25 protein-coding genes are annotated in these 23,209 nt (G+C 72.2%); 15 read left to right on the top strand and 10 right to left on the bottom strand.

The window, feature by feature from the left end; all coding sequences use genetic code 11:
• Positions 1-497: 497 nt before the first annotated feature.
• Positions 498-1,472: a helix-turn-helix domain-containing protein gene (locus tag E1193_RS17310; RefSeq protein WP_132184230.1), complete on the bottom strand. Its 975-nt coding sequence runs from the start codon at positions 1,470-1,472 to the stop codon at positions 498-500.
• A gap of 73 nt (positions 1,473-1,545) precedes the next feature.
• Here E1193_RS17310 and E1193_RS17305 point away from each other — a divergent pair, with 73 nt between their 5' ends.
• Positions 1,546-1,782, top strand: coding sequence for a hypothetical protein (locus E1193_RS17305; protein WP_132184229.1), 237 nt, complete (start codon positions 1,546-1,548; stop codon positions 1,780-1,782).
• A 49-nt stretch (positions 1,783-1,831) separates the two neighbouring features.
• Here the strand turns inward: E1193_RS17305 and E1193_RS17300 are convergent, their stop codons facing one another.
• Positions 1,832-2,662: an MBL fold metallo-hydrolase gene (locus E1193_RS17300; RefSeq protein WP_132184228.1), complete on the bottom strand. Its 831-nt coding sequence runs from the start codon at positions 2,660-2,662 to the stop codon at positions 1,832-1,834.
• A complete protein-coding gene (locus tag E1193_RS17295) occupies positions 2,659-3,063 on the bottom strand; it encodes a hotdog domain-containing protein (RefSeq protein WP_132184227.1) in 405 nt (134 codons plus the stop codon). The genes E1193_RS17300 and E1193_RS17295 overlap by 4 nt, the downstream gene beginning before the upstream one ends.
• 136 nt (positions 3,064-3,199) lie before the next feature.
• Here E1193_RS17295 and E1193_RS17290 point away from each other — a divergent pair, with 136 nt between their 5' ends.
• A complete protein-coding gene (locus E1193_RS17290; RefSeq protein WP_132184226.1) occupies positions 3,200-4,312 on the top strand; it encodes a phosphatase PAP2 family protein in 1,113 nt (370 codons plus the stop codon).
• A 137-nt stretch (positions 4,313-4,449) separates the two neighbouring features.
• Here the strand turns inward: E1193_RS17290 and E1193_RS17285 are convergent, their stop codons facing one another.
• The 3 genes from E1193_RS17285 to E1193_RS17275 form a co-directional block, all read right to left on the bottom strand.
• Positions 4,450-5,757: a PH domain-containing protein gene (locus E1193_RS17285; protein ID WP_243707746.1), complete on the bottom strand. Its 1,308-nt coding sequence runs from the start codon at positions 5,755-5,757 to the stop codon at positions 4,450-4,452.
• 74 nt (positions 5,758-5,831) lie between these two features.
• Positions 5,832-6,350 (bottom strand): PH domain-containing protein, encoded by a 519-nt coding sequence (locus E1193_RS17280; protein WP_132184224.1) that lies wholly within the window; start codon positions 6,348-6,350, stop codon positions 5,832-5,834.
• Between the two features lie 22 nt (positions 6,351-6,372).
• A complete protein-coding gene (locus E1193_RS17275) occupies positions 6,373-6,603 on the bottom strand; it encodes a hypothetical protein (protein ID WP_132184223.1) in 231 nt (76 codons plus the stop codon).
• A gap of 239 nt (positions 6,604-6,842) precedes the next feature.
• Between E1193_RS17275 and E1193_RS17270 the strand changes: the two genes are divergently transcribed.
• The 3 genes from E1193_RS17270 to E1193_RS17260 are packed head-to-tail and all read left to right on the top strand — an operon-like array spanning position 6,843 to position 9,879.
• Positions 6,843-7,952: a MoxR family ATPase gene (locus tag E1193_RS17270; RefSeq protein WP_132184222.1), complete on the top strand. Its 1,110-nt coding sequence runs from the start codon at positions 6,843-6,845 to the stop codon at positions 7,950-7,952.
• A complete protein-coding gene (locus tag E1193_RS17265; RefSeq protein WP_132184231.1) occupies positions 7,931-8,932 on the top strand; it encodes a DUF58 domain-containing protein in 1,002 nt (333 codons plus the stop codon). Before E1193_RS17270 ends, E1193_RS17265 begins: the two co-directional genes overlap by 22 nt.
• Positions 8,929-9,879: a VWA domain-containing protein gene (locus tag E1193_RS17260; RefSeq protein WP_132184221.1), complete on the top strand. Its 951-nt coding sequence runs from the start codon at positions 8,929-8,931 to the stop codon at positions 9,877-9,879. Before E1193_RS17265 ends, E1193_RS17260 begins: the two co-directional genes overlap by 4 nt.
• 103 nt (positions 9,880-9,982) lie before the next feature.
• Here the strand turns inward: E1193_RS17260 and E1193_RS31940 are convergent, their stop codons facing one another.
• Positions 9,983-10,141: a hypothetical protein gene (locus tag E1193_RS31940; protein WP_165945763.1), complete on the bottom strand. Its 159-nt coding sequence runs from the start codon at positions 10,139-10,141 to the stop codon at positions 9,983-9,985.
• Positions 10,142-10,552: 411 nt separating this feature from the next.
• Here E1193_RS31940 and fabG point away from each other — a divergent pair, with 411 nt between their 5' ends.
• The 4 genes from fabG to E1193_RS17240 all read left to right on the top strand — a co-directional run bounded on the left by fabG (position 10,553) and on the right by E1193_RS17240 (position 14,016).
• On the top strand, positions 10,553-11,308 hold the full coding sequence (gene fabG / locus E1193_RS17255) for a 3-oxoacyl-[acyl-carrier-protein] reductase (protein ID WP_132184220.1): 756 nt from the start codon (positions 10,553-10,555) through the stop codon (positions 11,306-11,308).
• 24 nt (positions 11,309-11,332) lie between these two features.
• Entirely contained in the window at positions 11,333-12,100 is a 768-nt protein-coding gene (gene fabI / locus E1193_RS17250) for an enoyl-ACP reductase FabI (RefSeq protein WP_132184219.1), read from the top strand.
• A 71-nt stretch (positions 12,101-12,171) separates the two neighbouring features.
• Positions 12,172-13,203, top strand: a complete 1,032-nt coding sequence (locus E1193_RS17245) for a ferrochelatase (RefSeq protein WP_132184218.1) — start codon at positions 12,172-12,174, stop codon at positions 13,201-13,203.
• Positions 13,204-13,236: 33 nt separating this feature from the next.
• Positions 13,237-14,016 carry an HAD-IIA family hydrolase gene (locus E1193_RS17240; RefSeq protein ID WP_132184217.1) on the top strand — a complete coding sequence of 260 codons (780 nt, stop codon included), beginning with the start codon at positions 13,237-13,239 and terminating at the stop codon, positions 14,014-14,016.
• 60 nt (positions 14,017-14,076) lie between these two features.
• Here E1193_RS17240 and E1193_RS17235 read toward each other — a convergent pair whose 3' ends face one another.
• Positions 14,077-14,871 (bottom strand): hypothetical protein, encoded by a 795-nt coding sequence (locus tag E1193_RS17235; RefSeq protein WP_132184216.1) that lies wholly within the window; start codon positions 14,869-14,871, stop codon positions 14,077-14,079.
• Positions 14,872-15,054: 183 nt separating this feature from the next.
• On the opposite strand from E1193_RS17235, the gene E1193_RS17230 reads away from it, so the two are divergent.
• From E1193_RS17230 to E1193_RS17220, 3 genes are all read left to right on the top strand, one after another.
• Positions 15,055-15,867: a DUF3097 domain-containing protein gene (locus tag E1193_RS17230; RefSeq protein ID WP_132184215.1), complete on the top strand. Its 813-nt coding sequence runs from the start codon at positions 15,055-15,057 to the stop codon at positions 15,865-15,867.
• Positions 15,868-16,332: 465 nt separating this feature from the next.
• Positions 16,333-16,575: a hypothetical protein gene (locus E1193_RS17225; RefSeq protein WP_132184214.1), complete on the top strand. Its 243-nt coding sequence runs from the start codon at positions 16,333-16,335 to the stop codon at positions 16,573-16,575.
• Positions 16,576-16,881: 306 nt separating this feature from the next.
• Complete coding sequence (locus E1193_RS17220; RefSeq protein ID WP_132184213.1) at positions 16,882-18,252, top strand: serine hydrolase domain-containing protein; 1,371 nt, start codon at positions 16,882-16,884, stop codon at positions 18,250-18,252.
• A 15-nt stretch (positions 18,253-18,267) separates the two neighbouring features.
• Here E1193_RS17220 and E1193_RS17215 read toward each other — a convergent pair whose 3' ends face one another.
• Together E1193_RS17215 and E1193_RS17210 are read right to left on the bottom strand one after the other, a co-directional pair.
• Positions 18,268-19,179 carry a LysR family transcriptional regulator gene (locus E1193_RS17215; protein ID WP_132184212.1) on the bottom strand — a complete coding sequence of 304 codons (912 nt, stop codon included), beginning with the start codon at positions 19,177-19,179 and terminating at the stop codon, positions 18,268-18,270.
• 191 nt (positions 19,180-19,370) lie between these two features.
• Positions 19,371-20,675 (bottom strand): serine hydrolase domain-containing protein, encoded by a 1,305-nt coding sequence (locus E1193_RS17210; RefSeq protein ID WP_132184211.1) that lies wholly within the window; start codon positions 20,673-20,675, stop codon positions 19,371-19,373.
• A gap of 90 nt (positions 20,676-20,765) precedes the next feature.
• Between E1193_RS17210 and E1193_RS17205 the strand changes: the two genes are divergently transcribed.
• The 3 genes from E1193_RS17205 to E1193_RS17195 all read left to right on the top strand — a co-directional run.
• Entirely contained in the window at positions 20,766-21,239 is a 474-nt protein-coding gene (locus tag E1193_RS17205; RefSeq protein ID WP_132184210.1) for an NfeD family protein, read from the top strand.
• A 4-nt stretch (positions 21,240-21,243) separates the two neighbouring features.
• Positions 21,244-22,350, top strand: a complete 1,107-nt coding sequence (locus E1193_RS17200) for an SPFH domain-containing protein (RefSeq protein WP_132184209.1) — start codon at positions 21,244-21,246, stop codon at positions 22,348-22,350.
• Positions 22,351-22,503: 153 nt separating this feature from the next.
• On the top strand, positions 22,504-23,209 hold a 706-nt coding region (locus E1193_RS17195), incomplete at its 3' end, for a hypothetical protein (protein ID WP_132184208.1).

Raw genomic sequence — 23,209 nt, 5'->3', positions numbered from 1 at the left:
CTCCGCGCCGGCCCCTGACCCGCCCCGCGCCCCGGATGTCGCGGTTAACCGCCGGTTCATCGCAGCGCTGCGATCTTGGCTGTCAGCGCACGGGCCGTTCCCTCAGTTCCGGTCGGCGCTGCTCGACGCGGAGGCGTACCTCGATGGCTTCCTGACTGGCACGACACCGGAGGCATGGCGGGCGCTGCACGATGCGGCCAGCGACGGGGATGCGTGTTCGGCATGCTCTGGGCACTGCTGGGCCGGGTAGAGGCTGCGGCTGGAGATGAGCCGGGTACAGGGCGAGTGGGTGCTCGCCGCCGTCGGCGCGGTACCCGCGAGGCTTCGGCGGCAGTTGCGATCGCCGCTCTGCTGGACGCGGGCGGACCGGCCATGCTGCCCGTAGCCGCATGGATCAACCGAGCAGGGGGACCCGTACCCACAGGCTCACTCAACGAAACCCTAGCCAACCCGCCTCAAGAACCTTGACATGCGCCGCAAGTTACCGCCCCCACGGGTTATGCCGGAGCGGCGGCGTCAAGCCGTGCCGCGAACCGCGAGCGGTAGCGCCTCGGTGAGATGCCGACTTCCTGGGTGAAGACGGTTCGGAACGTCACCGGCGACCCGTAGCCCACCTCGAACGAGATCCGGTCGACCGTCAGGTCGGTGGCCTCGAGCAGTTCCTTGGCGGCCGCGATCCGTTCCGTGGCGACCCAGCGCATCGGGGTGGTGCCGACGTCTCGCTCGAACCGCCGGGCGAGGGTGCGGGACGAGAGGTTCGCCGCTCGTCCCAGCTCGGTCAGCGTTACCGTCCGGCGGAGGTTCTCGCGCAGCCAGGCGCGGAGGTTGTCCAGCCAGGCGGCGCAGTCCTCCAGCGGCTCCGCGTGTACGTACTGCGCCTGACCACCGTCACGGTGGGCGGCGATTACGAGGTAGCGGGCCATGGCGTTCGCGGCGCGCTCCCCGTGGTCGCGCCGGATCAGATGCAGGCAGAGATCAAGGCCCGCCGCCGAGCCGGCACTGGTGAAGATGCCGTCGTCCTCCATGTAGATGGCGCGCGCATCGACCTCGATGTTGGGATACATCCGCTGCAGCAGGCTGGCGTGCCGCCAGTGGGTGGTGGCCCGACGGCCGTCGAGCAGGCCCGCCTCGGCGAGCGCGAACGTGCCGGTGCACAGGGCCGCAATGCGGGCGCCCCGGTCGGCGGCGCGCCGCAGCTCGCGGACCAGCCGAGGGCCGACGGACCGCCCCGGTGGCACCGCCGGCACGAGCACCGTGTCGCCCTCGGGCACGGCGCTCAGTGGCCGCTCCGGGGCCAGACGGGCGCCGGTGTGGGTGCGCACTCCGCGCAGGTCGCCGCACAGCGTCACGTCGTAGAGCGGGCCGTGGTCGGGGTCCCAGGTGTGGCCCAGGGCCTCCAGCGGCATGCCGATCTCGAACAGGGTCATGCCGTCGACGAGCGGGATCGTGACCGTTGGACGCTGCACAACCATGATGGCAAAATCCTATCAGTTCGCGTCAATCCTGCCACTCCCGCGGGACGCCGTCGCTTGCGACTCTTGAGCCATGTACTTCGACGACTTCATCGCACAACAGTTCATGAAGACCAACGACTCGTCCTCCTCGCACTACGTTGGCGCCCAGCAGCCCATCCGACGCCTGCTCGGCACCCTGTGGGGCGGTATCCGCCAGGTCGCCTGGGGCATCGACGCGTTCTCCAGGGTGCGGCACGGGATCGACGTGCCTCCCGACCACGGTGCGCGCAGCCAACCCCCGTCAGTGCCCCGCCACCCCCGACCTTGAGGGGTCAGTCGACGGTAGCGGCGTCGCCGCTCGGTTCGGCAGGATCTTCTCAGGCGGTGCCGTCGAGTTCGGCGAAGCCGCGGCGGGCGGCGACCATGCCGGAGCGGGCGCCGAAGGGCGCCTCGGCGGCGACCCGCTTGGGCGGAGCCCCACCGGTGTGCGCGGCACGGATCAGCCAGGCCAGGTCGACGAGGTGCTGGTGCTGGGCCCGAACGAAGTCGACGTCGACGACTTCGCCGTGCCCGGGCACGACCAGCGTCGCGGGCGTGGTGAGCCGCAGCAGCTCGGCGACCGCGTCCGGCCACTGCAGCGGGTACGAGTCCTCGAACGCGGGTGGGCCGCCCTGCTCGACGAGGTCCCCGGCGACCAGCACATCGGCGTCGGGCACGTGCACCACCAGGTCGGCGTCGGTGTGCCCGCGCCCCGGATGGCGCAGCACCACCCGTCGGCCGCCGATGTCCAGCACCGCCTCGGTGTGCACCGGATGCGTCGGGACCAGCAGCTCGGTGCCGGCCACCTCCTCGGCGAGCCCGGGCCGCTCCGTGCGTAGCTCCGCGTACGCCCCGCGGCGCAGCCGATCCGGCGCCTCGCGCAGCGCGGCGGCGGCCAACTCGTGGGCGTAGACCGGGCGGGGCGGGGCGCCGGCGAGAGTGGCGTTGCCGAAACAGTGGTCGAAGTGGTGGTGGGTGTTGACCACCGTCCAGGGGTGGCCGGTGACCGCCCGCGCCGCCGCGGCCAGTTCGGCGGCCTGCCCGGTGGTGGAGAGGGTGTCCACCAGCAGCGCCTCACCATCGCCGACGACCAGGGTGACGTTGACGTCGAGCAACGGCTCGCGCAGCACGTGGACCCGGTCGGCGACCTCGGTGAACCGGAGGCTCATGAGGCCCTCGCCGCGCGTTCGACGAAGCGTTGCCGGTCGACCAGCACCCGCTCCACCCGACCGTGCGCCACCGTCTCGCCGTCGTCGGTGACCGTCACCTCGAAGACCAGCCGCCGGCCGTCGACCTCGCCCAGCCGGGCCTGCGCCACCACCGTCCGCCCAACCGGCGTCGCCGCCCGGTGCTCCAGCTCGATGCGGCTCCCCACGGTGGTCCGCCCCGGGGGCAGCCGGGTGGCGGTGGCCGCGACGGTGGCCGCCTCGGCCAGGGCCAGCACCCGGGGTGTGCCGAGCACCGGCACGTCGCCGGACCCCATCGCCTGGGCGGTGTCGGCGTCGGTGACGGTCAGCTCGACCCGGGCGGTCAGCCCTGGTGGGAAGGGCGGCTCCGGCTGCTCCTGCATGGAGCGAGCCTAGTCCAGCGGGCGGATCCGAGGTCGTGCCCGACGACCCTTCTCCCGGCCGTCTCGCGCCCGAACTCGATCGGCCCGGCCGGTGCGGCGTTCGTCGATGTACCGGCCGCCGTTAACCTTGACCGCGATGGCCGTCGTGACTGACCCCCAGCCCCCCGCCCCGACCGGACCGCCCGTGTCCCTCGCCGGCGGGCGCCGGCGCGTGATCGCGATGGCGGTCTGGAGCGTCGCCTTCGTCGTCGCTTGGCTGGCCATCGGCCTGCCCACCGACCCGGCGTACGCCTTCCTGTGGATCTGGGCGGGCACCATCGCCTGGAACTCCCACCGGCCGAGGCGCAGTCACCTGGCCTTCGCCCGGGACTGGATTCCCGTGGTGCTGCTGCTCGCGGTCTACAACCTCTCCCGAGGATTCGCCGACAACGGCGCGACCCCGCACGCCTACGAGCTGATCGTCGCCGACCGGGTGATGTTCGGCTGGGCCACCGGCGGGGAGGTGCCCACCGTCTGGTTGCAGGAGCACCTGTACCAGCCCAACGTGCGCTGGTGGGACGTGCTGGCGAGCTGGGTCTACTTCTCCCACTTCGTGGTGGCGCTGGCCGCCGCCGCGGTGCTCTGGCTGCGCAACCGCCGGCGGTGGGTGGCGTACATGCGGCGCTTCGGTTTCCTCTGCGCCGCCGGCCTGGTGACCTACTTCCTCTACCCGGCCGCGCCGCCCTGGTGGGCGGCACAGAACGGGCTGCTCACCGAGGTCGCCCGGATCTCCACCCGGGGTTGGAAGGCGTTCGGCATGCACGGAGCGGGCAACCTGCTCAACGCCGGCCAGATCGCCTCCAACCCGGTGGCCGCGATGCCGTCGCTGCACACCGCGTGGGCGTTGTTCGTGGTGCTGTTCTTCTTCCGCTCCGTCCGCCGGCGCTGGTGGCCGCTGCTGCTGACGTACCCGCTGGCGATGACCTTCACCCTCGTCTACTCCGGCGAGCACTACGTGATCGACGTGCTGGTCGGCTGGGCGTACGTCGGGTTGACCTTCCTGGTGGTCGGTCTGGCCGAGCGCTGGTGGGCGGCGCGCCGGGCCCGTCGCCGGCCGGTCGGCGACACCCCGGACGGTCCGGCCGAGGCGGGCGGCGAGGCCCTTGGCGAGCCGGCTGACGGGCGGGTCGGGGCGACGCCGCACGCCGTGCCGCCGGCTCCCGCCGCGCCGCCGGAAGTCGAGGAGCCGGCAAGGCCGGCCGCCCGCTGAGCCGGTCCCGCGGACGATCCACCGCCCTCGCCGCAGCACCCTACGTTCACATGCTGGTTGCTGCCACCGGCCCAGGAGGGCATGCCGCGCGGGCAGGACCGGAATCTCGGCCCGTGGGGCCGGCCGGCCCGGGCGGGTCAGTGGCGTCGCCGCGCCGCGTGCGCCCGCGCGGTCAGCTCTGCCGCGAGGGCCCACGACTCCGCCAGGTCACGGTGGTACGCCACGGCGCCGCCGGATGCCGTGTCGGCGTGCACCGTGGCCAGCCGTAGCCGTCGCTGTGCCGGCCCCTGCACCACCCGCACGCTCTGGATCCGGGCGTACGGCACGATCGCCAGCTGTCGCGTCAACAACCCGGAACGGACGGTGAAGACCTGCTCGCCCAGCCCGGCGCCGAGCATCCGGGCGCTCAGCGGGCGCAGCCAGCGGGCCCGGGCCGGCGGCGGCACCAGCGGCAACGTGGTCAACCGCACCCGGGGCAGTACCTCGGCCACGATCATCTCGGCGGTGCGCAGGTCGCCGACGGGCAGCAGCCGGTCCGGCCGGTTGCGGTCGTCCGGCTCGCCGGACGAGTAGCCGGCGACCTCCAGGCGCAGCCGTAGCCACCCCTTCCACCGCCAGAGCAGCGGCCAGGTCACCCCCACCATCTGCACCCGGTCCAACGGGACGGTCTGCATCCGGGTCTCCAGCAGGCCGTTGCGTACCCGCAGGCCGGCGGCCTCCCGGGCCAACCGGAAGTTCCAGTCGTCGAGGACCCGGCGCACCGGTTGCAGGACGATGCCGGCCATCGCGGTCAGCGTGCTGGCCACCGCGATGAACGACCAGGAATCCTCGGAAAGGAACTGTGCCACCACGAAGGCCACCCCGAAGGGGAGCAGGAACGCCTGCGGGGTGAGCAGTTGGCTGGCCAGCAGGTCGGGGTTGCGTACGGCGTGCAGCTCACGCCCGGAGAGCTCCGGCGCCGGCCCGGCCGTGGCGACCTCCGGTCCGGGCGGTTGACCCGGCACGCGGCCCGCGACGGTGAGCAGCCGCTGGCGCAACGCCGCCGCCTCGGCGACACCCAGGTACGCCAGTGGCGCCTCGGTCTTGCCGCCGCCGACCACCTCCAGGCGCAGCTCGGCCAAACCGGTGAGCTGGGCGAGCAGCGGCCGAACCACCTCCACCGCCTGCAGCCTCTCCAACGGGATGGCCCGGGTGCGCCGCCACAGCAGCCCTTCGTGGACCCGCAGCTCACGCCCGACGATGTGGTAGCCGGTGTTCCACCAGCTGACCACCGCGAGCACGGTCGCGCCCAGGGCCAGCACCACGACCATCGCCGCGAACCAGCCGAAACCCACCCGGGACAGCGTCGACCAGGACAGGCCGGCGATGACGACGATGAGGGACTTCGCGCCGTGCAGCACCGGGCTCAGCGGGTGCAGGCGCTGCCGGGGCTCCTCGTTCGGCAGACCGGTCGGCGGCGCACCGGAAGCCTCGGGCGGCTGCCACGGTCGGGCCGGCCCGGGATGGTGCGGGCCGTCACTCACAACCCCTCCGCGCGGTCTTCGCCGAGCGCCGTGAGCCGGTCGCGCAGCCGGGCTGCCTCCGCCGGCCGCAGCCCGGGTACCCGGGCGTCGCTGGCTGCCGCGGCGGTGTGCAGCTGCACGGTGGCCAGGCCGAAGGCGCGTTCCAGCGGGCCGGCGCTGACATCGACGAACTGCATCCGTGCGTACGGCACGATGGACAGCCGGCGTACCAGCAGCCCGTGCCGGACCAGCAGGTCGTTCTCGCGTTCGGCGTAGCCCCAGGCGTGGACGGCCCGGACGATCGCCGCCGTCCGCCACAGTCCCGCCAGCAGCGCCGCGCCGAGCGCAACGCCGAAGAGCCAGTGGCCGCTGAGGGCCCAGCCGACGCCCAGCCCGACCAGCACCACAGCCAGCACGATGGCCAGCCGGAGCACCTCCACCCAGATCAGGTCGCGGCAGATCGGCTGCCAGCGGACGGTGTCCGGCCAGGGTTCCAGGGCACTGACCGGGGGCTGCGGTGGCTCGGCGCCGGTCACCGGGGACGTCCGATCTGCACGTTCACGATCCGAGCGTATGCGATCCGGGCAGGGGTGCGACCTCCCGCAGGAAGCTGCGCGCGTCGAGGAAGTCGCCGAGGGACGCCCGATGGGCCGGGCAGGCCAGCCAGGTCTTGCGGCGTGCGGGGTCGTGCAGCCGGGGATTGTTCCAGCGCAACGCCCAGGCGGCGGGAGCGCGACACCCACGGGCCGAGCAGATCTGGGCCTCGTCGGCGGGGATGGGTGCGGTCATCCGGGCGAGTCTATGCCGCTGGTGCCGAACGTGTGAGCGCCGGGCGGCCACGGGGGGAGCCGCCCGGCGACGGGGTGAATCGTACACGCGCAGGACCCCTCCATGTCCACCCTCGTTCAGCGATTCGCCCACCACCGACGGCGTGGCGAAAATCGGCTTCTCCCTCCGTCGCCTCCCAGCCGGGCATGCGAGTCTTGATACGCACCACGCCCGACGACCGACCATGCTGTGGAGGACCGGTGGCCCAGCCGACCACGCCCGACGCCCCCAACCCGAACGGGGCGGCTCCCGCCACACCCGCGCCGGTGAGCACCCCGGCGCAGGACGCCACCCTGCTGGAACGGGCGCTGTTCGAGATCAAACGGGTCATCGTCGGTCAGGACCGGATGGTCGAGCGGATGCTCGTCGCGCTGCTGGCCCGGGGCCACTGTCTGCTGGAGGGCGTGCCCGGAGTGGCCAAGACCCTCGCGGTGGAGACGCTGGCCAAGGTGGTCGGCGGCGACTTCGCCCGGGTGCAGTTCACCCCCGACCTGGTCCCCGCCGACATCATGGGCACCCGCATCTACCGGCAGTCCAGCGAGAAGTTCGACGTCGAGCTGGGCCCGGTCTTTGTCAACTTCCTGCTCGCCGACGAGATCAACCGGGCGCCGGCGAAGGTGCAGTCGGCGCTGCTGGAGGTGATGAGCGAACGGCAGGTCTCCATCGGCGGCGAGACCCACCGGGTGCCGGACCCGTTCCTGGTGATGGCCACCCAGAACCCGATCGAGCAGGAGGGCGTCTACCCGCTGCCGGAGGCGCAGCGGGACCGTTTCCTCATGAAGATCGTCGTCGGCTACCCGACCGACGCCGAGGAGCGGGAGATCGTCTACCGGATGGGCGTCGCCGCGCCGGAACCGGCCCAGGTCTTCACCACCGACGACCTGATCGCCCTGCAACGCAAGGCCGACCAGGTCTTCGTGCACAACGCGCTGGTCGACTACGCGGTCCGACTGGTGCTGGCCACCCGCACCCCGGCCGAGCACGGCATGCCGGACGTCGCCCAGCTGATCCAGTACGGGGCCAGCCCGCGTGCCTCGCTCGGTTTGGTCCGGGCCACCCGGGCGCTGGCCCTGCTGCGCGGCCGGGACTACGCGCTGCCGCAGGACGTGCAGGACATCGCCCCGGACATCCTGCGTCACCGGCTGGTGCTCAGTTACGACGCGCTCGCCGACGACGTGCCCGCCGACCACGTGGTGCACCGGATCATGTCGACCATCCCGCTGCCGTCGGTCACGCCCCGGCAGCAGGCCGCGCCGGCACCACCGGTCAGCGCCCCGCCCGGTACCGGCTGGCCCGGGCAGCGGCCGTGACCTCACCCGTGCGCCCGGCGGCCGTCGGTGAACGCGACGAGGCGGTCCTCGCCCGCCTCCAACTGCTGATCACGCGTAAGCTCGACGGCCTGCTCCAGGGCGACTACGCCGGGCTGCTGCCCGGTCCGGGCAGCGAGGCCGGGGAGTCCCGCGAGTACCGGCCCGGCGACGACGTCCGCCGGATGGACTGGCCGGTCACCGCCCGCACCACCATGCCGCACGTGCGGCGCACGGTGGCCGACCGGGAGTTGGAGACCTGGTTGGCGGTCGACCTCTCGGCGAGTCTCGACTTCGGCACCGGACGGTGGCTCAAACGGGAGGTGGTGGTCGCCGCGACCGCGGCGCTGGCCCACCTGACCGTCCGCGGTGGCAACCGGATCGGCGCGGTCATCGGCAGCGGCGCGGAGCCACCCGCGAAGGCCAGCCGGTGGCGGGCCGCCCCACCGCCGCCGACGGGGCCCGGGACGCTGACCCGGGTTCCGGCCCGCTCCGGTCGTCGGGAGGCGCAGGCCCTGCTCCGCGCCGTGGCGCACACCCCGGTTCGGCCCGGCCGCAGCGATCTCGGGGCGCTGGTGGACATGCTGAACCGGCCACCGCGGCGGCGGGGCCTGGCGGTGGTGATCTCGGACTTCCTCGCACCGCCGGAGCAGTGGGGCAGGCCGCTGCGTAAGCTGCGGGTCCGGCACGACGTGCTGGCGATCGAGGTGGTCGACCCGCGTGAGCTGGAACTGCCCGACGTGGGGGTGCTGCCGGTGGTCGACCCGGAGACCGGGGAGTTGCACGAGGTGCAGACCGCCGACGCCGGACTGCGCCGGCGGTACGCCGACGCGGCGGCCGCCCAGCGGGACGCGATCGCCGCGCGGTTGCGCGCCGCCGGCGCCGCACACCTGCGACTGCGTACCGACCGAGACTGGCTGCTGGACATGGTGCGATTCGTGGCCGCGCAGCGGCACGCCCGCACCCGGGGGACGACTCGATGATCCGTTTCATGCAACCGTGGTGGCTGCTGACCCTGCTGCCGGTGCTCGCCCTGGCCGCGTGCTACGTGTGGCGGCAGCGCCACCGCCGCGCGTACGCGATGCGGTTCACCAACGTGGAGCTGCTGCGTACCGTCGCGCCGAAGGGCCTGGGCTGGCGGCGACACGCGGCTGCCACCGCGTTGCTGCTCGCCCTGGTGGCGCTCGCCACCGGAATGGCCCGTCCGGCGGTGGACACCCGGGAGCCGCTGGAACGGGCGACGGTGATGCTCGCCATCGACGTGTCGCTGTCCATGCAGGCCGACGACGTGGCCCCGAACCGGCTGGAGGCCGCCCAGGAGGCGGCCAAGCAGTTCGTCGGCGAACTGCCGGCCAGTTACAACCTCGGCCTGGTCTCCTTCGCCAAGTCGGCGAACGTGCTGGTCCCGCCAACCAAGGACCGGGACGCGGTGACCACCGCGATCGACGGGCTCACCCTGGCCGAGTCGACCGCCACGGGTGAGGCGGTCTTCACCTGCCTGGAGGCGATCCGCTCGGTGCCGGCCGACGGGGCGGCCGGCATCCCGCCGGCCCGGATCGTGCTGCTCTCCGACGGGTACCGTACGGCGGGCCGGTCGGTGGAGGAGGCGGCCGCGGCGGCGCAGGCGGCGAACGTGCCGGTCTCCACCATCGCCTTCGGCACCGACTCGGGTCAGGTCGACATCAACGGCCAGCCGCAGCGGGTGCCGGTGGACCGGCTGGCGCTGGCGGACCTCGCCAAGACGACCGAGGGGTACTTCTACGAGGCCGCCTCGGTGTCCGAGCTGAAGCAGGTCTACCAGGACATGGGTAGCTCGATCGGGTTCCGCACCGAGCCGCGCGAGATCACCCAGTGGTACGCCGGGGTGGCGCTGCTGCTGGCGCTCTGCGCGGGTGGACTGAGTCTGCTCTGGACGTCGCGGCTGCTCTGACACCCACCGCCTGGCTGGGCGGCCGGTGAACCCCCGCCCGGCCGGCAGAGACGGCCCCGCGGCAGGCGCCGGCGGCGCCTGCCGCGGCCGGTGGCCGGCGCGGTCAGTGCCCGCCGCCGGCCAACACGAAGACGACGGCCACCCAGACGGCGGCGAGGGTGAAGCCCAGCGGGGCGACGTAACGGCTCATGGAACGGCTCCGGTGGCGACTGGGCGGTCCGCGTTGCGGGGGCGGACCGCAGAGGTTGATCAGGACGCGCACACGAAGTCGTGGCCGGGCGCTCCACCACGCGACGTCCGGGGCGGGACGGCGCGGGCCGGCCGCCCGGCGGAACGGCCGGTGCGGTGCGGTGCGGTGGAGCGGGAGCTGGGTCAGCTCGACCTGCTGAGTCGCGACTCAGCGGGGCTGACGGAGGGCCCGGCCACGACTGGGAGGATCGCTATCTCGCACAGCGATCACCTCCTGCGGGTCGGCGGGGCTCGGCTACGCGGGCCGCACGTCGGCCCGCGAACGCGGATCATCGTACAACTTCGACAGTGGGGGCGCGCACTCGGCCGGATGGCCCCGCGGCGCTGGCCGATGGTCACGCCACCCCGTCACTGTTAGCGCTTACCTGCCGGTAACGCCTAGGCTCCGACCGACGTGGAGATCAGCTGACCAGAGGGAGGACCCGTGGCCCGTACCGTGCTGGTGACCGGCGGCAACCGGGGGATCGGCCTGGCCATCGCCCAGGCATTCGCCAAGCAGGGCGACCGGGTGGCGGTGACCCACCGCAGCGGCGGAGTGCCGGGTGCCGACGCCGTCGAGCCGGGGGTCGGCGCAGACGGAGCCGGCCCACAGGGCCGCCTGTTCGGCGTGCGGTGCGACGTCACCGACGCCACCTCCGTCGACGCCGCCTTCTCCGCCGTCGAGGCCGAGCTGGGCCAGGTCGAGGTGCTGGTCGCCAACGCCGGGATCACCGACGACACGCTGCTGATGCGGATGTCCGAGGAGCAGTTCACCGGCGTGCTGGACACCAACCTCACCGGCGCGTTCCGCTGCGCCAAGCGTGCCTCCTCGAAGATGCTCCGGGCCCGGTGGGGGCGGATGATCTTCATTTCCTCGGTGGTCGGCCTCTACGGCAGCGCCGGCCAGGTCAACTACGCGGCGAGCAAGGCCGGCCTGGTGGGCGTCGCCCGTTCGATCACCCGGGAGCTGGGCAGCCGCAACATCACCGCGAACGTGGTCGCCCCCGGCTTCATCGACACCGACATGACCGCCAAACTGCCCGAGGAGCGCCGCACCGAGTACCGCAAGGGCATCCCGGCCGGCCGGTTCGCCGAGCCGGAGGAGGTCGCCGGCGTGGTCACCTGGCTGGCCTCGGACGCCGCCGGCTACATCTCCGGCGCCGTGATCCCGGTCGACGGCGGCCTCGGCATGGGCCACTAGAGAAACGTACGGAGGAACCTTTCCATGGCAGGACTGCTCGCCGGCAAGCGGTTGCTGGTCACCGGCGTCATCACCGACGCCTCGATCGCCTTCTCGGTGGCGAGGCTCGCCCAGGAGAACGGCGCTCAGGTCGTGCTCACCGGCTACGGCCGGCTCTCCCTGGTCGAGCGGATCGCCCGGCGGCTGCCCGAGCCGGCCCCCGTGATCGAGCTGGACGTCACCAATGCCGAGCACCTGGCCGGCCTGGCCGACAGGGTCCGTGAGCACGTCGACGGCCTCGACGGGGTGGTGCACTCGATCGGTTTCGCGCCCCAGAGCTGTCTGGGCGGCGGTTTCCTCGACGCCGGGTGGGAGGACGTGGCCACCGCGTTGCACGTCTCCACCTACTCGTACAAGTCCCTCGCCATGGCGGCGCTGCCGCTGATGTCGCCGGGCGGCTCGGTGGTCGGGCTCACCTTCGACGCCAGCCAGGCATGGCCGGTGTACGACTGGATGGGCGTGGCCAAGGCCGCTCTGGAGTCCGCCTCCCGCTACCTGGCGATGCATCTCGGCAAGCAGGGCATCCGCAGCAACCTGGTGGCCGCCGGGCCGCTGCGGACCATGGCAGCCAAGTCCATCCCCGGCTTCGAGCAGTTCGAGCAGGTGTGGACCGAGCGGGCCCCGCTCGGGTGGAACCTGACCGACCCTGAGCCGACCGCCCGCGCGTGCCTGGCGCTGCTGTCGGAGTGGTTCCCGGCCACCACCGGCGAGATCGTCCACGTCGACGGCGGCTACCACTCGGTCGGCGCCTGACACGGCGCCGAGACGGCCACGTTCCGGGGTGGCCGCCGGGCCGTCACGGCCGTCGGGGGAGAATGGCGCCCATGGCGTACGACGCGTTGGTGCTGGTCTCCTTCGGCGGCCCGGAACGGCCGGAGGACGTGCTGCCCTTCCTCCAGAACGTGACCAGGGGTCGGGGCGTGCCGCCGGAGCGGCTGGCCGAGGTCGCCGAACACTACCTGCACTTCGGTGGGGTCTCTCCGATCAACCAGCAGTGTCGGGAGCTGCTCGCGGCGATCCGCGAGGACTTCGCCGCAAACGGTGTCGACCTGCCGGTGTACTGGGGCAACCGGAACTGGGACCCGATGCTCGCCGACACCGTGGCGCGGATGCGCGACGACGGGGTGCAGCGGGCGCTGGCCTTCGTCACCAGCGCGTACGGCGGCTACTCGTCCTGCCGGCAGTACCAGGAGGACATCGCCGCCGCCCGCGCCGCGGTCGGCCCGGACGCCCCGGTGATCGAGAAGCTGCGCCAGTTCTGGGACCATCCGGGCTTCGTCGAACCGCACGCCGACGCGGTGAGGGCGGCCCTGGCGCAGCTCGACCCGGCGAAGCGGGACACCACCCGGGTGGTCTTCACCGCCCACTCCATCCCCACCTCGGCGGCGGCCACCGCCGGCCCGGCCGGGGGTCGGTACACGGCGCAGTTGGCGGAGACCGCCCGGCTGGTGCACGCCGTCGCCGCGCCGGAGGTGCCGTACGACCTGGTCTGGCAGAGTCGCTCCGGCCCGCCCCAGGTGCCGTGGCTGGAGCCGGACATCAACGACCACCTGGCCGCGCTCGCCTCCTCCGGGGTGACCGCCGTGGTGGTCAGCCCGATCGGGTTCGTCTCCGACCACCTGGAGGTGGTCTGGGACCTCGACACCGAGGCGCTGGCCACGGCGAAGCAACTCGGCCTCGACTTCGCCCGGGCCGGCACCCCCGGGTCCGACGCGCGTTTCGTGGCGATGGTGCGGGAACTGGTCCTGGAGCGCACCACTCCCGGCGGCGAGGGGCCGCAGCGCCGCCTCGGCGAGCTGCCGACGTGGGACACCTGCCCCACGCCGTGTTGTCTGCCGCCTGCCCGCCGCCCCTGAAGACAACGACCCCGACACCCCTTGGACGAGATGATGCAGAACCGCAAGCCGGTGGAGAGCTGGCTCACCGACATGGACGGCGTGCTGGTGCACGAGGGCCAGCCGGTGCCGGGCGCCCCGGAGTTCATCAACCGGCTGCGCTCCTCCGGCAAGCCCTTCCTGGTGCTCACCAACAACTCCATCTACACCCCGCGCGACCTCCAGGCCCGGCTCACCCGGATGGGGCTGGACGTCCCGGAGTCCGCGATCTGGTCGTCCGCGCTGGCCACCGCGCAGTTCCTCGCCGACCAACGGCCGGGCGGCACCGCGTACGTCATCGGTGAGGCCGGGCTGACCACGGCGCTGCACGCGGTCGGCTACGTGTTGACCGACTTCGCCCCGGACTACGTGGTGCTGGGGGAGACCCGGACGTACAGCTTCGAGGCGATCACCAAGGCGGTCCGGCTGATCAACGACGGGGCCCGGTTCATCTGCACCAACCCCGACGTCACCGGGCCGTCCATGGAGGGCGCGCTGCCGGCGGCCGGCTCGGTCGCCGCGATGATCTCCAAGGCGACCGGGGTGGAGCCGTACTTCGTCGGCAAGCCGAACCCGATGATGATGCGCTCGGCGCTCAACACCATCGAGGCGCACTCGGAGACCACCGCGATGATCGGCGACCGGATGGACACCGACATCCTCTGCGGCCTGGAGGCGGGCCTGGAGACGATCCTGGTGTTGACCGGGATCAGCACCCGGGCCGAGGCGGAACGCTACCCGTACCGTCCCTCACGCATCGTCGACTCGGTGGCCGACCTGATCGAGGAGGTCTGATCGGGCTGCGTGTCGCGGCGGGGCGTCCGACGCCGCCCCGCCGGTTCCTGCGGTACGCCCTCACAGGCGCAGCGGAGCGTTGCAGGCGGCGACCAGCGCCTGCCGGCAGGCGGTGGTGAGCGGGCGCAGCGCCGCGTCGCGTTGCTGGGCCTCGTGGGTGTTGACCGCCCCACCCGGCGCGCTCTTCCCGGCGAGGGCGAGCACCCGGTCGAGCACGGCTGCCCGGGCGAAGAGCCGGCGGGCGCGCGGGTCGAAGCCGGGTGGCAGGTCGGTGGTCCCGTCCGGGCGACGCAGCGCGGCGAGGGCCCCGGCCAGCTCCGGCCGCCACTGGGCCACGTCGAGGCGGGTCAGCGCGGCGGTGGACTCGGCGAGCGCGCTGGCCAGCTCGGCCTCCGCCTCGGCGGCGCCGGGGGCGGACAGCGACGCCGTCGGCGCGTCCGCGGGCAGCGGGTAGACCCGCCACAGCACGGTCTCCCAGGTCATTCCCGACCCGGAGGTGTGGGTGCGGACCTCGGGGATCAGCCCCAGCGGCCCGGCGACCACCGCCTCGCCGGCCAGCAGCGCCGCCCCGGCGAAGTCGCCCGGACCGGGCAGGCCGCGTGGGTCGCCCGGTGCGGGAAGCACCAGCCGGATCTCGTCCGGGGAGAGCTTGGCCAGGGTGGGCAGCGCCTCCCGCAGGGGCACGTCGGTCCAGGTGCCGGGGGCGTCGGCGACCAGGTGCTCCTCGTCGCCGGCGATCTCCTCGGCGACCTCGTCGAAGGGCACCAGCCCGGCGCGCCACGCGCGCACCCAGGCCACGAACCGGCTCGACCGGCGCGGGGCCAGGGTGGCCGCGCCCGTTGCGGGGAGGGACATGCGGAAAGGGTACGTGCTCTCCGCCGCCCCTGTCTCGACTGCCGCACGCCCCGGGTGCCCTGACCCCAACTACCCCTTTCACCCCTTGTTGCCCGATCGGGGGTGTCCCGGCGTGCCCCGGGGCGGTCCGGCGGGCGGCGCGTCGGCGGGCGGCGTGCCGGGCGTCCGGTTAGCGTGATCGACATGGCGGGGCGATACGACGGGGACGTGTTGGCGGGAAACTGGCGGCGGCGTAGGGCCGTCCCCGAGGTGGACGCCGAGCCGGATCTCGTGGTGGAGGACGCCGACTCCGGCTTCTGCGGGGCGGTGGTCGGCTTCGAGTCCGGCGCGGTGACGCTGGAGGACCGGCACGGCCGGCGGCGTCACTTCCCCCTGCTGCCCGCCGCCTTCCTGCTCGACGGTCGGCCGGTGACCCTGCGCCGGCCGGTACGGGCTCCGGGACCGGCCGTGCGCCAGCGGACCGCCTCCGGGTCGATCGCCGTCGACAACGTGAAGGCGCGGGTGGCCAAGGCCAGCCGGATCTGGGTCGAGGGGGTGCACGACGCCGCTCTGGTCGAGCGGATCTGGGGGGACGACCTGCGGATCGAAGGGGTGGTGGTCGAACCGCTGGACGGCGTCGACGCGCTCGACGCCGAGGTGCGGGCTTTCGCTCCCGGACCGGGGCGCCGGCTCGGGGTGCTGGTCGACCACCTGGTGCCCGGCTCCAAGGAGAGCCGGATGGTCGCGCGGGTGACCTCCCCGCACGTGCTGGTCACCGGTCACCCGTACGTCGACGTGTGGCAGGCGGTGAAGCCGAAGGCGCTCGGCATCCGGGAGTGGCCGGTGGTGCCGCCGGGGCGACCGTGGAAGGAAGGCGTCTGCGCGGCGCTCGGCGTAGCCGAGCCGGCTGAGATGTGGCGACACATCCTGTCCCGGGTGGACAGCTTCGCCGACGTGGAAACCCCACTGATCAACGCGATGGAGCGCCTGATCGACTTCGTCACCGAGCCGGCCTGAGCCGGCCGCGTCAGGCAACGTTCGCCCTGTGGAAGACACGCGCACCACCCGTCGCTTCGTGACGGCGGCGCCGTTCTGGCCGAGAGGAAGCCATGTACCCACCGTCCACTGGGTTCGTCGGCTCATACCGGCGTCGCTGTCGGCTTTGACGCCTGCACTACTCGCCGCGCCTGCGCCGAACCCGCCGAACCCGCCGGACCGGCGACGCCGGGCATGCCTCCAACGGCGGGCACGCCGTCGGTCCGGTTCACCGGGAAGTGGACGAAGCTGACCGGGGCATGCCCGACGCTGACCGGCGACACCGCCACGTCGCTACGCAGGACGGGGGCCGGGAAGCCCAGCCCGGCCGACACGGACCCCCGGTGGCGCAGAACGTCAACTGCACCTGGGGCGAAGGCGAAGGATCAATCGGCGTTTCCCTCTACCTGAGCCCGAACCGATGGACCACTGCCAGCGGACAAGACGATGGCGCGGGACTTCCAGCGCTTCTTCGACGGGTACGTCGCTGACGGCTCGATCCTGCACTGGAAGCCCGAGCCCGGTCTGGAGGACAAGGCCTGCCTCGGCATCCACAAGGACCAAGCCACCATCGTGGTGAGCTGCCGCCGTGTGGTGGATACAGCGGATGATCAGGCCGCCAGCGCTGGCCACCACTGTCGAAGCGCCGATAACCGTCGTGTTATCGGTCGTTGCGATGTTCGCCGTTGATTGCCGCCGTCTGAGCAGGGAGTCTTGGGGCGTCACAGAACACGTCTGACACGGGGCCATGTCGTCGGCGTGGTCGGTGTCAGAGCGGTGTCAGCGGTGTGTCTGGTCGGTCGGCGACTGTGAACACATCAGCTTCCGAAACCCGGACACAACAAGGGGGAAAGTTTGTCATGCCTACCTTCGCCACGCCAGAGTCGATCACGGCCTCGGGGACCACCTCAGGCGCCCGGCTGCGGGTCGCCGCGAGCGAGCGGTCCGTGGCGGCCTGAGCCCCTCCGTTTTCAGATCTCCAGAAAGGACCACAGCATGATGGGCACGACAAGCGGAACCCCCGAGCAGGGGCACGTTGGGCGCCGGACCGTGTTGAAGGGCGTGGTGGGTGCCGGCGCGCTCACTGGCTTCACCGGCCTCGCCGGACACGGCACCGCCGCCGCAAGTGTCTCCGGGAGCGATGGTGGTGACGGTGGTGAGTGCGGTGTCGCGCGGGGCTGGGGAAAGGTAGCCGACGCGTTCCGAGCGAACTTCGAGGGCCCCGGCGAGGTCGGTGCGGCGTGCAGCGTCTACGTGGGCGGCCGCCTCGTGGTCAACCTGTGGGACGGCCTCGCCGACCGTGAGGCGAACCGACCGTGGCGCAGAAACACCATCATGCAGGTCGCATCCACGACGAAGGGCGCTACCGCGATCTGTGCCCACATGCTGGTCCAGCGTGGTTTGCTGGATCTGGACGCCCCGGTGGTGCGGTACTGGCCGGAGTTCGGCGCCCACGGCAAGGACCAGATCCCGGTGCGCTGGCTGCTGTCGCACCAGGCCGGGCTGCCGATCGTCGACGGACCGTTGACCTTCGAGCAGGCATGCGCCTGGGACCCGGTCATCCGGGCATTGGAGGCGCAGCCGCCGCTGTGGGAGCCGGGCACCCAGCACATCTACCACGCCAACACCTACGGGTATCTGGTCGGCGAGGTCGTGCGTCGGATCACCGGCAAGTCACTCGGCACCTTCTTCGCCGAAGAGGTGGCTCGCCCTCTCGGCTTGAGCGCCTGGATCGGGATGCCCGCCAAACACGAGCCACGGGTGGCGAAGATCCACAACGCTGCTCCGTTCAGCGTGGAAGAGCTGCTCGCCGGGATGATCAAGGTGACCGGGCTCGACGCGGAGACGGTCACCGCCTGGGTGACCGCCCTGTACAGTCCGGGCTCCGTCGCAATCCGCGCCGGCGAACTCGGCGGCGCCTTCACCACGTCCGACTACTTCACCACGGGTGCCTGGCGTGCATCCGAGCACCCAGCCGCGAACATGATCGCCGACGCACACTCGATCGCCCGGATGTACGCCGCCACGGTCAGCAACGTCAACGGCGTACGACTGCTCAACCCGGCAACTGTCGCAAGTGCGACGGAAATCCACACCGACAAGACATCGATGTACGGGCTGCCGCCAGGGCTGAACATCCCCGCTGACCGCTCCTTCAACATGTCACTCGGGTTCTGGCGAGCCTGCCCGCCCTATCCGATGGTCAGCCCGGCGTCGTTCGGCCACCCAGGCTCCGGCGGCTCGGTCGGCTTCGCCGACCCCGACGCCGGTGTCGGCTTCGGCTACGCCACCAACCTCTGGAACTTCCGACCCGACGACCCACGGGCGACGAACCTGGCCAACGCTGTCCGAACATGCCTCGGATGACGCTCGAACAACGCGCTACTTGTACTGCCTGACCGTGCCGAACTCGCGTGGGCCGAGCTCCGTCGCCACCTCGACGAAGCCGCGCCCGCGCGGGTGCAGCGCGTCCTTGCGCCACACCAGCACCCACTCGGTGGCCGGCGCGTCATGGACCGGCACGAAGACGACTCCTGGGGGCGAGTAGTACCGCAGTACGTGCTCGTTCAGCGGTATCAGACACTCGTGGGCGGCGACCCGTGAGAGCGCCTCATGGAAGGTGACGGCCAGCGGACCCCGCGGAATGCGCCGGCCGCCGGGGGTGTGCTTGGGCAGCATCGCCTGAATCCAGTACTCGGGCACCGGTGGGCCGGGGTCGACGAAGACCCGGTCGGCGAAGTCCTCCAGCGACACCGACGACCGGTCGGCCAGCTCATGCCCCGTCCACACGGCCAGCACCCTGCCCTCGGTCAGCACTACCGACCCCTCGACCAGGTCTGGTTCCCGCACCGGCTGCCACAGCACCGCCAGATCGACCTCCCCGGCCCGCAGGGCGGCGAACGGGTCGCTGAAGTGGATCTCGCGGAGCGCGACGTCGCAGCCCGGGTACCGGCCACGGAACACCTCGATCACGTCCCGGAGTTCGGCTCCGACCATGCCCATCACCCCCAGTCGCACGGTCCCGGTCACTCCCCGCGCCGACTCGGTCGCCCTTGCCACGCCCCGGTGAATCGCGTCGTAGCCGGCACGCAGGTCATCGCGTAGCTGCTCACCGAGTGGAGTCAGGGTCACCATACGGCTGGTGCGCTCGAACAACATCCCGCCGATCCGGCGCTCCTGGGCCTTGATCGCCTGACTGACCCGCGCTTGCGAGACATGCAACCGCTCCGCGGCCCGACCGAAGTGCAACTCCTCGGCCAGCGTCAAGAAGATCTCGATGTCGCGAAACTCCACCCGCGCCCTCCGCCGTTATAACACTCAATCTCGCAGACGATAACAGTGACGTTATCGATCCGGCGCAGTGCCGGCTGGAGCGGGCCAGCAGCCACCGTTCCTGCACAAACACGCCGTCGACCGACCGTCCCGTGTTCGCCGCCGGTTCGGCGGTGGGAGCCGAAGTCCGGGTCGACAGGCGGCGCCGCCGGTCAGGGTTCCTGGTCGGGGGTGCGGGTGAGGACGAAGGTGGCGACATCGAGGGCGACGACGGCGCCGTTCTCGTCCCGGACGACGGTGAGGACCTCGCCGTCCTGTCCGCCGGACCGGCCCCGCCAGCGGTCCGGGCCCTGCGGAGTGAACCGGAGGTTCAGTTCGCCGGGCAGGCCGGCCCGCAGCTCGCCCGACTCGTCGGCGCGGACCTCGATCTCCGTTCCCATCCACCACCAGCGCCCGGTCAGCTGGGCCAGCGCCGCCGGAGGTGGCGTGGCGACCGGCCGCCACGGGGTCACCGCCGCCGGTTCGGTGTCGAGCACGAGGGTGAGCAGCCGACGGGCCAGACTCCCGATCCGGAACGTGTACGAGTTGGCGAAGGCCACCACGGCGGTCCGGGTCGGCCGGTGCACCACCAGGGCGGCGACGTAGCCGGGCATCGAGCCGCCGTGGCCCACGAACACCCGGTCGCCGTGGCGGTAGAGCTCCAGTCCGAGTCCGTGCCCGTGGGTCCACGAGTCCAGGTCGCTGATCACCACCGGGGCGCACATCCCGGTCAGGGTCTCGGCGGCGAGCACCTCCGGGGCCGGGTCGGCCAGGAACGCGGCCCAGCGGGCCAGGTCCTCGACGGTGGACCAGAGCTGCCCCGCCGGGGCCATCGCCCCGGTGTCGGTACGCGGCTCCTCCCGCAACGTGTCGTGCCAGGGGTGCACCACGTAGCCCCGCGCGTACGGCTCGGTGGCGTGGTAGGTGGTGCGGTTCATGCACAGCGGCGTCAGGACGCGCTCGCGCAGCAGCTCGACCCACGGCGTGCCGGTGACCCGCTCCAGCGCCCCACCCAGCAGCCCGTACGCCAGGTTGGAGTAGTGGTAGCCCCGTAGCGGCGGGTAGGCGATCTTGTCGGGGGTCAGCCCGGCGACCAGCGTCGCCAGGTCGGCGCCCTCGGTCCGTTCCCACCATTGTCCGTCCGGCTCCCGTTGCAGGCCGCTGGCGTGGCTGAGGAGCTGCCGCACGGTCAGGTCGCCGAGCGGCGTGCCGGGCAGGTGCGCCGCCAGAGGGTCGTCGAGGGTCAACCGGCCGGCGTCGCGCTGCTGCATGACCAGCGTGGCGGTCATGGTCTTGCTGATCGAGCCGAGCCGGTACTGCAGGTCGACCCCCGGGCAGGGGTGCGCGCCGGCGGCGGCGAGGTGGGAGAGCGTGCCGCCGCGGACCACCCCGAGCACCAGAGATGGGACTCGGCCGGTCGTCTGGGCCTCCGCGACGAGTGCGTCGACCTGGCGGGTGGTCTCGGGCGACAGGGTCACGGCGTCTCCCTCGGTCGGTGCGGCTGCGGGCCAGAGCTTACTGATCATGCTGGTTGGGCGGGATGTGCGCCGGCGTGTCACGATCAGATGGTGGACGCCGTGGTGTGGATCGTGCTGGGAGTGCTGCTGGGTGTCGCCGAGATCCTCACGACGACGCTGTTTCTGATCATGTTCGCTGCCGGCGCCTTCGCCGCCGCGGGGGCCGCCGCGCTGGGTGCGCCGGTGCCGATCCAGGCGCTGGTCTTCGCCGCGGTGTCGGCGTTGTCGGTGGCGGTGGTGCGGCCGGTGATCCGACGCCACGCCCGGTCCGCGCTGGAGACCGGCGAGCAGCCGTTCGGGGTGGAGGCACTGGAGGGTGCCACCGCGCTGGTGCTGGAGCAGGTCGACACCGGGCGTGGGCTGGTCAAGATCGATGGCGAGGTGTGGAGCGCGCGGTCGTACGACGCGACGCAGTCTTTCGAGCCCGGTGAGCGTGTGCAGGTGATCAAGGTCCGGGGTGCCACCGCCCTGGTCTGGCAGGACGATATTTCCTCCCCCGGCGAACTGCCGGAAGCGAAAAGGTGAGCATATGGAATTCGCAGCGATCATGTTGATCGCCATCGCGGTGATCGTGGTGGTGACCCTGATCAAGGCGGTGCGCATCGTGCCGCAGCAGCGGCAGGACGTGGTGGAGCGGCTCGGAAAGTACAAGCGCACGCTCAATCCGGGCCTGAACCTGTTGGTCCCCTTCATCGACGCGGTACGCACCAAGGTCGACATGCGCGAGCAGGTGGTCAGCTTCCCGCCGCAGCCGGTGATCACCTCGGACAACCTGGTCGTGTCCATCGACACCGTTCTCTACTACAAGGTCATCGACTCGGTGCGCGCGACCTACGAGATCGCCAACTTTATCCAGGCGATCGAGCAGCTCACCGTGACCACGCTGCGCAACGTGATCGGCTCGCTGGATCTGGAGCGGGCGTTGACCAGCCGCGAGGAGATCAACCGGCACCTCTCCGGGGTGCTGGACGAGACCACCGGACGGTGGGGCATCAAGGTGACCCGGGTGGAGATCAAGGCCATCGAGCCGCCGGCGAGCATCCGGGACTCGATGGAGAAGCAGATGCGCGCCGAGCGGGACCGCCGGGCCGCCATCCTCACCGCCGAGGGGCACAAGCAGTCGCAGATTCTCACCGCCGAGGGTGAGAAGCAGTCCGCGGTGCTGCGCGCCGACGGTGACCGGCAGGCCCGGATCCTGCAGGCCGAGGGTCAGGCCAAGGCGATCCGGACGGTCTTCGACGCGATCCACCAGGCCAACCCGAGCCAGAAGGTGCTCGCCTACCAGTACCTCCAGGCGCTGCCGCAGATCGCCAGCGGTTCGGCCAACAAGGTCTGGATCGTCCCGGCCGAGCTGACCAAGGCCCTGGAGGGGATGGGTGGCGCGCTGGGCGGGCTGAGCCGGATGGTCGGGGACGAGCCGTCGCCGGAGGCCTCCGGCACCGCCAGCGAGGTCGAACGGGAGGCCGCCGAGGCCGCCCGGGCCGCGGCCAACGCCGCCCAGGCGATCCACGACGAGGTGCGCGTCGCCGAGGCGCAGGCCACCGGCGGCAGGGCCCCGCAGGGGCTGCCGGCCCCGGAGCCGATCTCCCCGGAGAGCCTGCTGGACGACCGGCCGGAGCAGCGCGAGCGGGGCTGACCGGCGTCGTCCCGAAGATGGGACGACAAATGCGAGAAACGCTCATGCGGTGCCCCGGCACCTGCCACGATCGGTCCTGAGGACGGGTGGTGGCGAGGAGCCGGGGCACCGGTGCGTCCCGCGCCGCTCGCAGACGACCGAGCGAGGTGACGCATGCGAAACCCGGCGAAGCGGCTGTTCCCCGGTACCCCCGTGCCCGGCGCGCACGACCCGACCGGCCCACTGGGCACCCGGCGCACCGGCGGGGGTTTCGGTGTCCTGCCCTTCGTCGGCGACCCCACGCCCGCCGCCCCGGCCACTGACGCCAGCTGGGCCTGGTCGCTGCGGCGTTTCGCCCGCGCCGCGGTGTGGCTCCTGCCGGCGTACGCGGTCCTCTACGGCGTCGTGGCGATGGCCAGTGACGGTGGGGTGGGCAACGACCCCTATCCGGCCGACGGCCAGCCGCTGTACCTGCTGGGGTGGGTGGTCGCCGTCTGGCTGGGCCTGCTCGCGCTGCTCGCCCTGACCGGGCTGCTCGCCGCCACCCGGGTCCGCCGGGTCGCCGTGGCCGGCCTCCTGGTCAGCATCGCCGGCACGGTGCTGATGCTGCCGTTCGCGGGGCTCGAGGAGCAGACTCCCGTCTTCGGCGCCACCGCCCGGATGCTGGTGCTGGTCGGCGCCACCTGTTACAGCGTCGGCTGGCTGCTCACCGGCTGGTCGGTCGCCCGTTCCGGGTCGTACGCCATCGCCGACGGGACGATGCTCATGATCGCCGCCCCGCTGCTCGGCCTCGGTGGGGCGCTGATCGGCAGCCTGCAGACCTTCGGCGCGATCTTCGTGCTGATCGCCGGCATCGGCATCGGCTACCGCTCCGGCCGGC

This window comes from Micromonospora sp. KC606, from assembly GCF_004348675.1.
Lineage (GTDB): Bacteria > Actinomycetota > Actinomycetes > Mycobacteriales > Micromonosporaceae > Micromonospora.
The sequence above is the reverse complement of the archived record's forward strand: the minus strand, read 5'-3'. Positions and strand labels throughout refer to the sequence as shown.

Excerpts from the sequence above, each read along its gene's own strand:
- E1193_RS17310 (WP_132184230.1), bottom strand. The coding sequence starts at position 1,472 with ATGGTTGTGCAGCGTCCAACGGTCACGATCCCGCTCGTCGACGGCATG.
- E1193_RS17305 (WP_132184229.1), top strand. The coding sequence starts at position 1,546 with ATGTACTTCGACGACTTCATCGCACAACAGTTCATGAAGACCAACGAC.
- E1193_RS17300 (WP_132184228.1), bottom strand. The coding sequence starts at position 2,662 with ATGAGCCTCCGGTTCACCGAGGTCGCCGACCGGGTCCACGTGCTGCGC.
- E1193_RS17295 (WP_132184227.1), bottom strand. The coding sequence starts at position 3,063 with ATGCAGGAGCAGCCGGAGCCGCCCTTCCCACCAGGGCTGACCGCCCGG.
- E1193_RS17290 (WP_132184226.1), top strand. The coding sequence starts at position 3,200 with ATGGCCGTCGTGACTGACCCCCAGCCCCCCGCCCCGACCGGACCGCCC.
- E1193_RS17275 (WP_132184223.1), bottom strand. The coding sequence starts at position 6,603 with ATGACCGCACCCATCCCCGCCGACGAGGCCCAGATCTGCTCGGCCCGT.
- E1193_RS17260 (WP_132184221.1), top strand. The coding sequence starts at position 8,929 with ATGATCCGTTTCATGCAACCGTGGTGGCTGCTGACCCTGCTGCCGGTG.
- fabI (WP_132184219.1), top strand. The coding sequence starts at position 11,333 with ATGGCAGGACTGCTCGCCGGCAAGCGGTTGCTGGTCACCGGCGTCATC.
- E1193_RS17245 (WP_132184218.1), top strand. The coding sequence starts at position 12,172 with ATGGCGTACGACGCGTTGGTGCTGGTCTCCTTCGGCGGCCCGGAACGG.
- E1193_RS17240 (WP_132184217.1), top strand. The coding sequence starts at position 13,237 with ATGCAGAACCGCAAGCCGGTGGAGAGCTGGCTCACCGACATGGACGGC.
- E1193_RS17235 (WP_132184216.1), bottom strand. The coding sequence starts at position 14,871 with ATGTCCCTCCCCGCAACGGGCGCGGCCACCCTGGCCCCGCGCCGGTCG.
- E1193_RS17230 (WP_132184215.1), top strand. The coding sequence starts at position 15,055 with ATGGCGGGGCGATACGACGGGGACGTGTTGGCGGGAAACTGGCGGCGG.
- E1193_RS17225 (WP_132184214.1), top strand. The coding sequence starts at position 16,333 with ATGGCGCGGGACTTCCAGCGCTTCTTCGACGGGTACGTCGCTGACGGC.
- E1193_RS17220 (WP_132184213.1), top strand. The coding sequence starts at position 16,882 with ATGATGGGCACGACAAGCGGAACCCCCGAGCAGGGGCACGTTGGGCGC.
- E1193_RS17200 (WP_132184209.1), top strand. The coding sequence starts at position 21,244 with ATGGAATTCGCAGCGATCATGTTGATCGCCATCGCGGTGATCGTGGTG.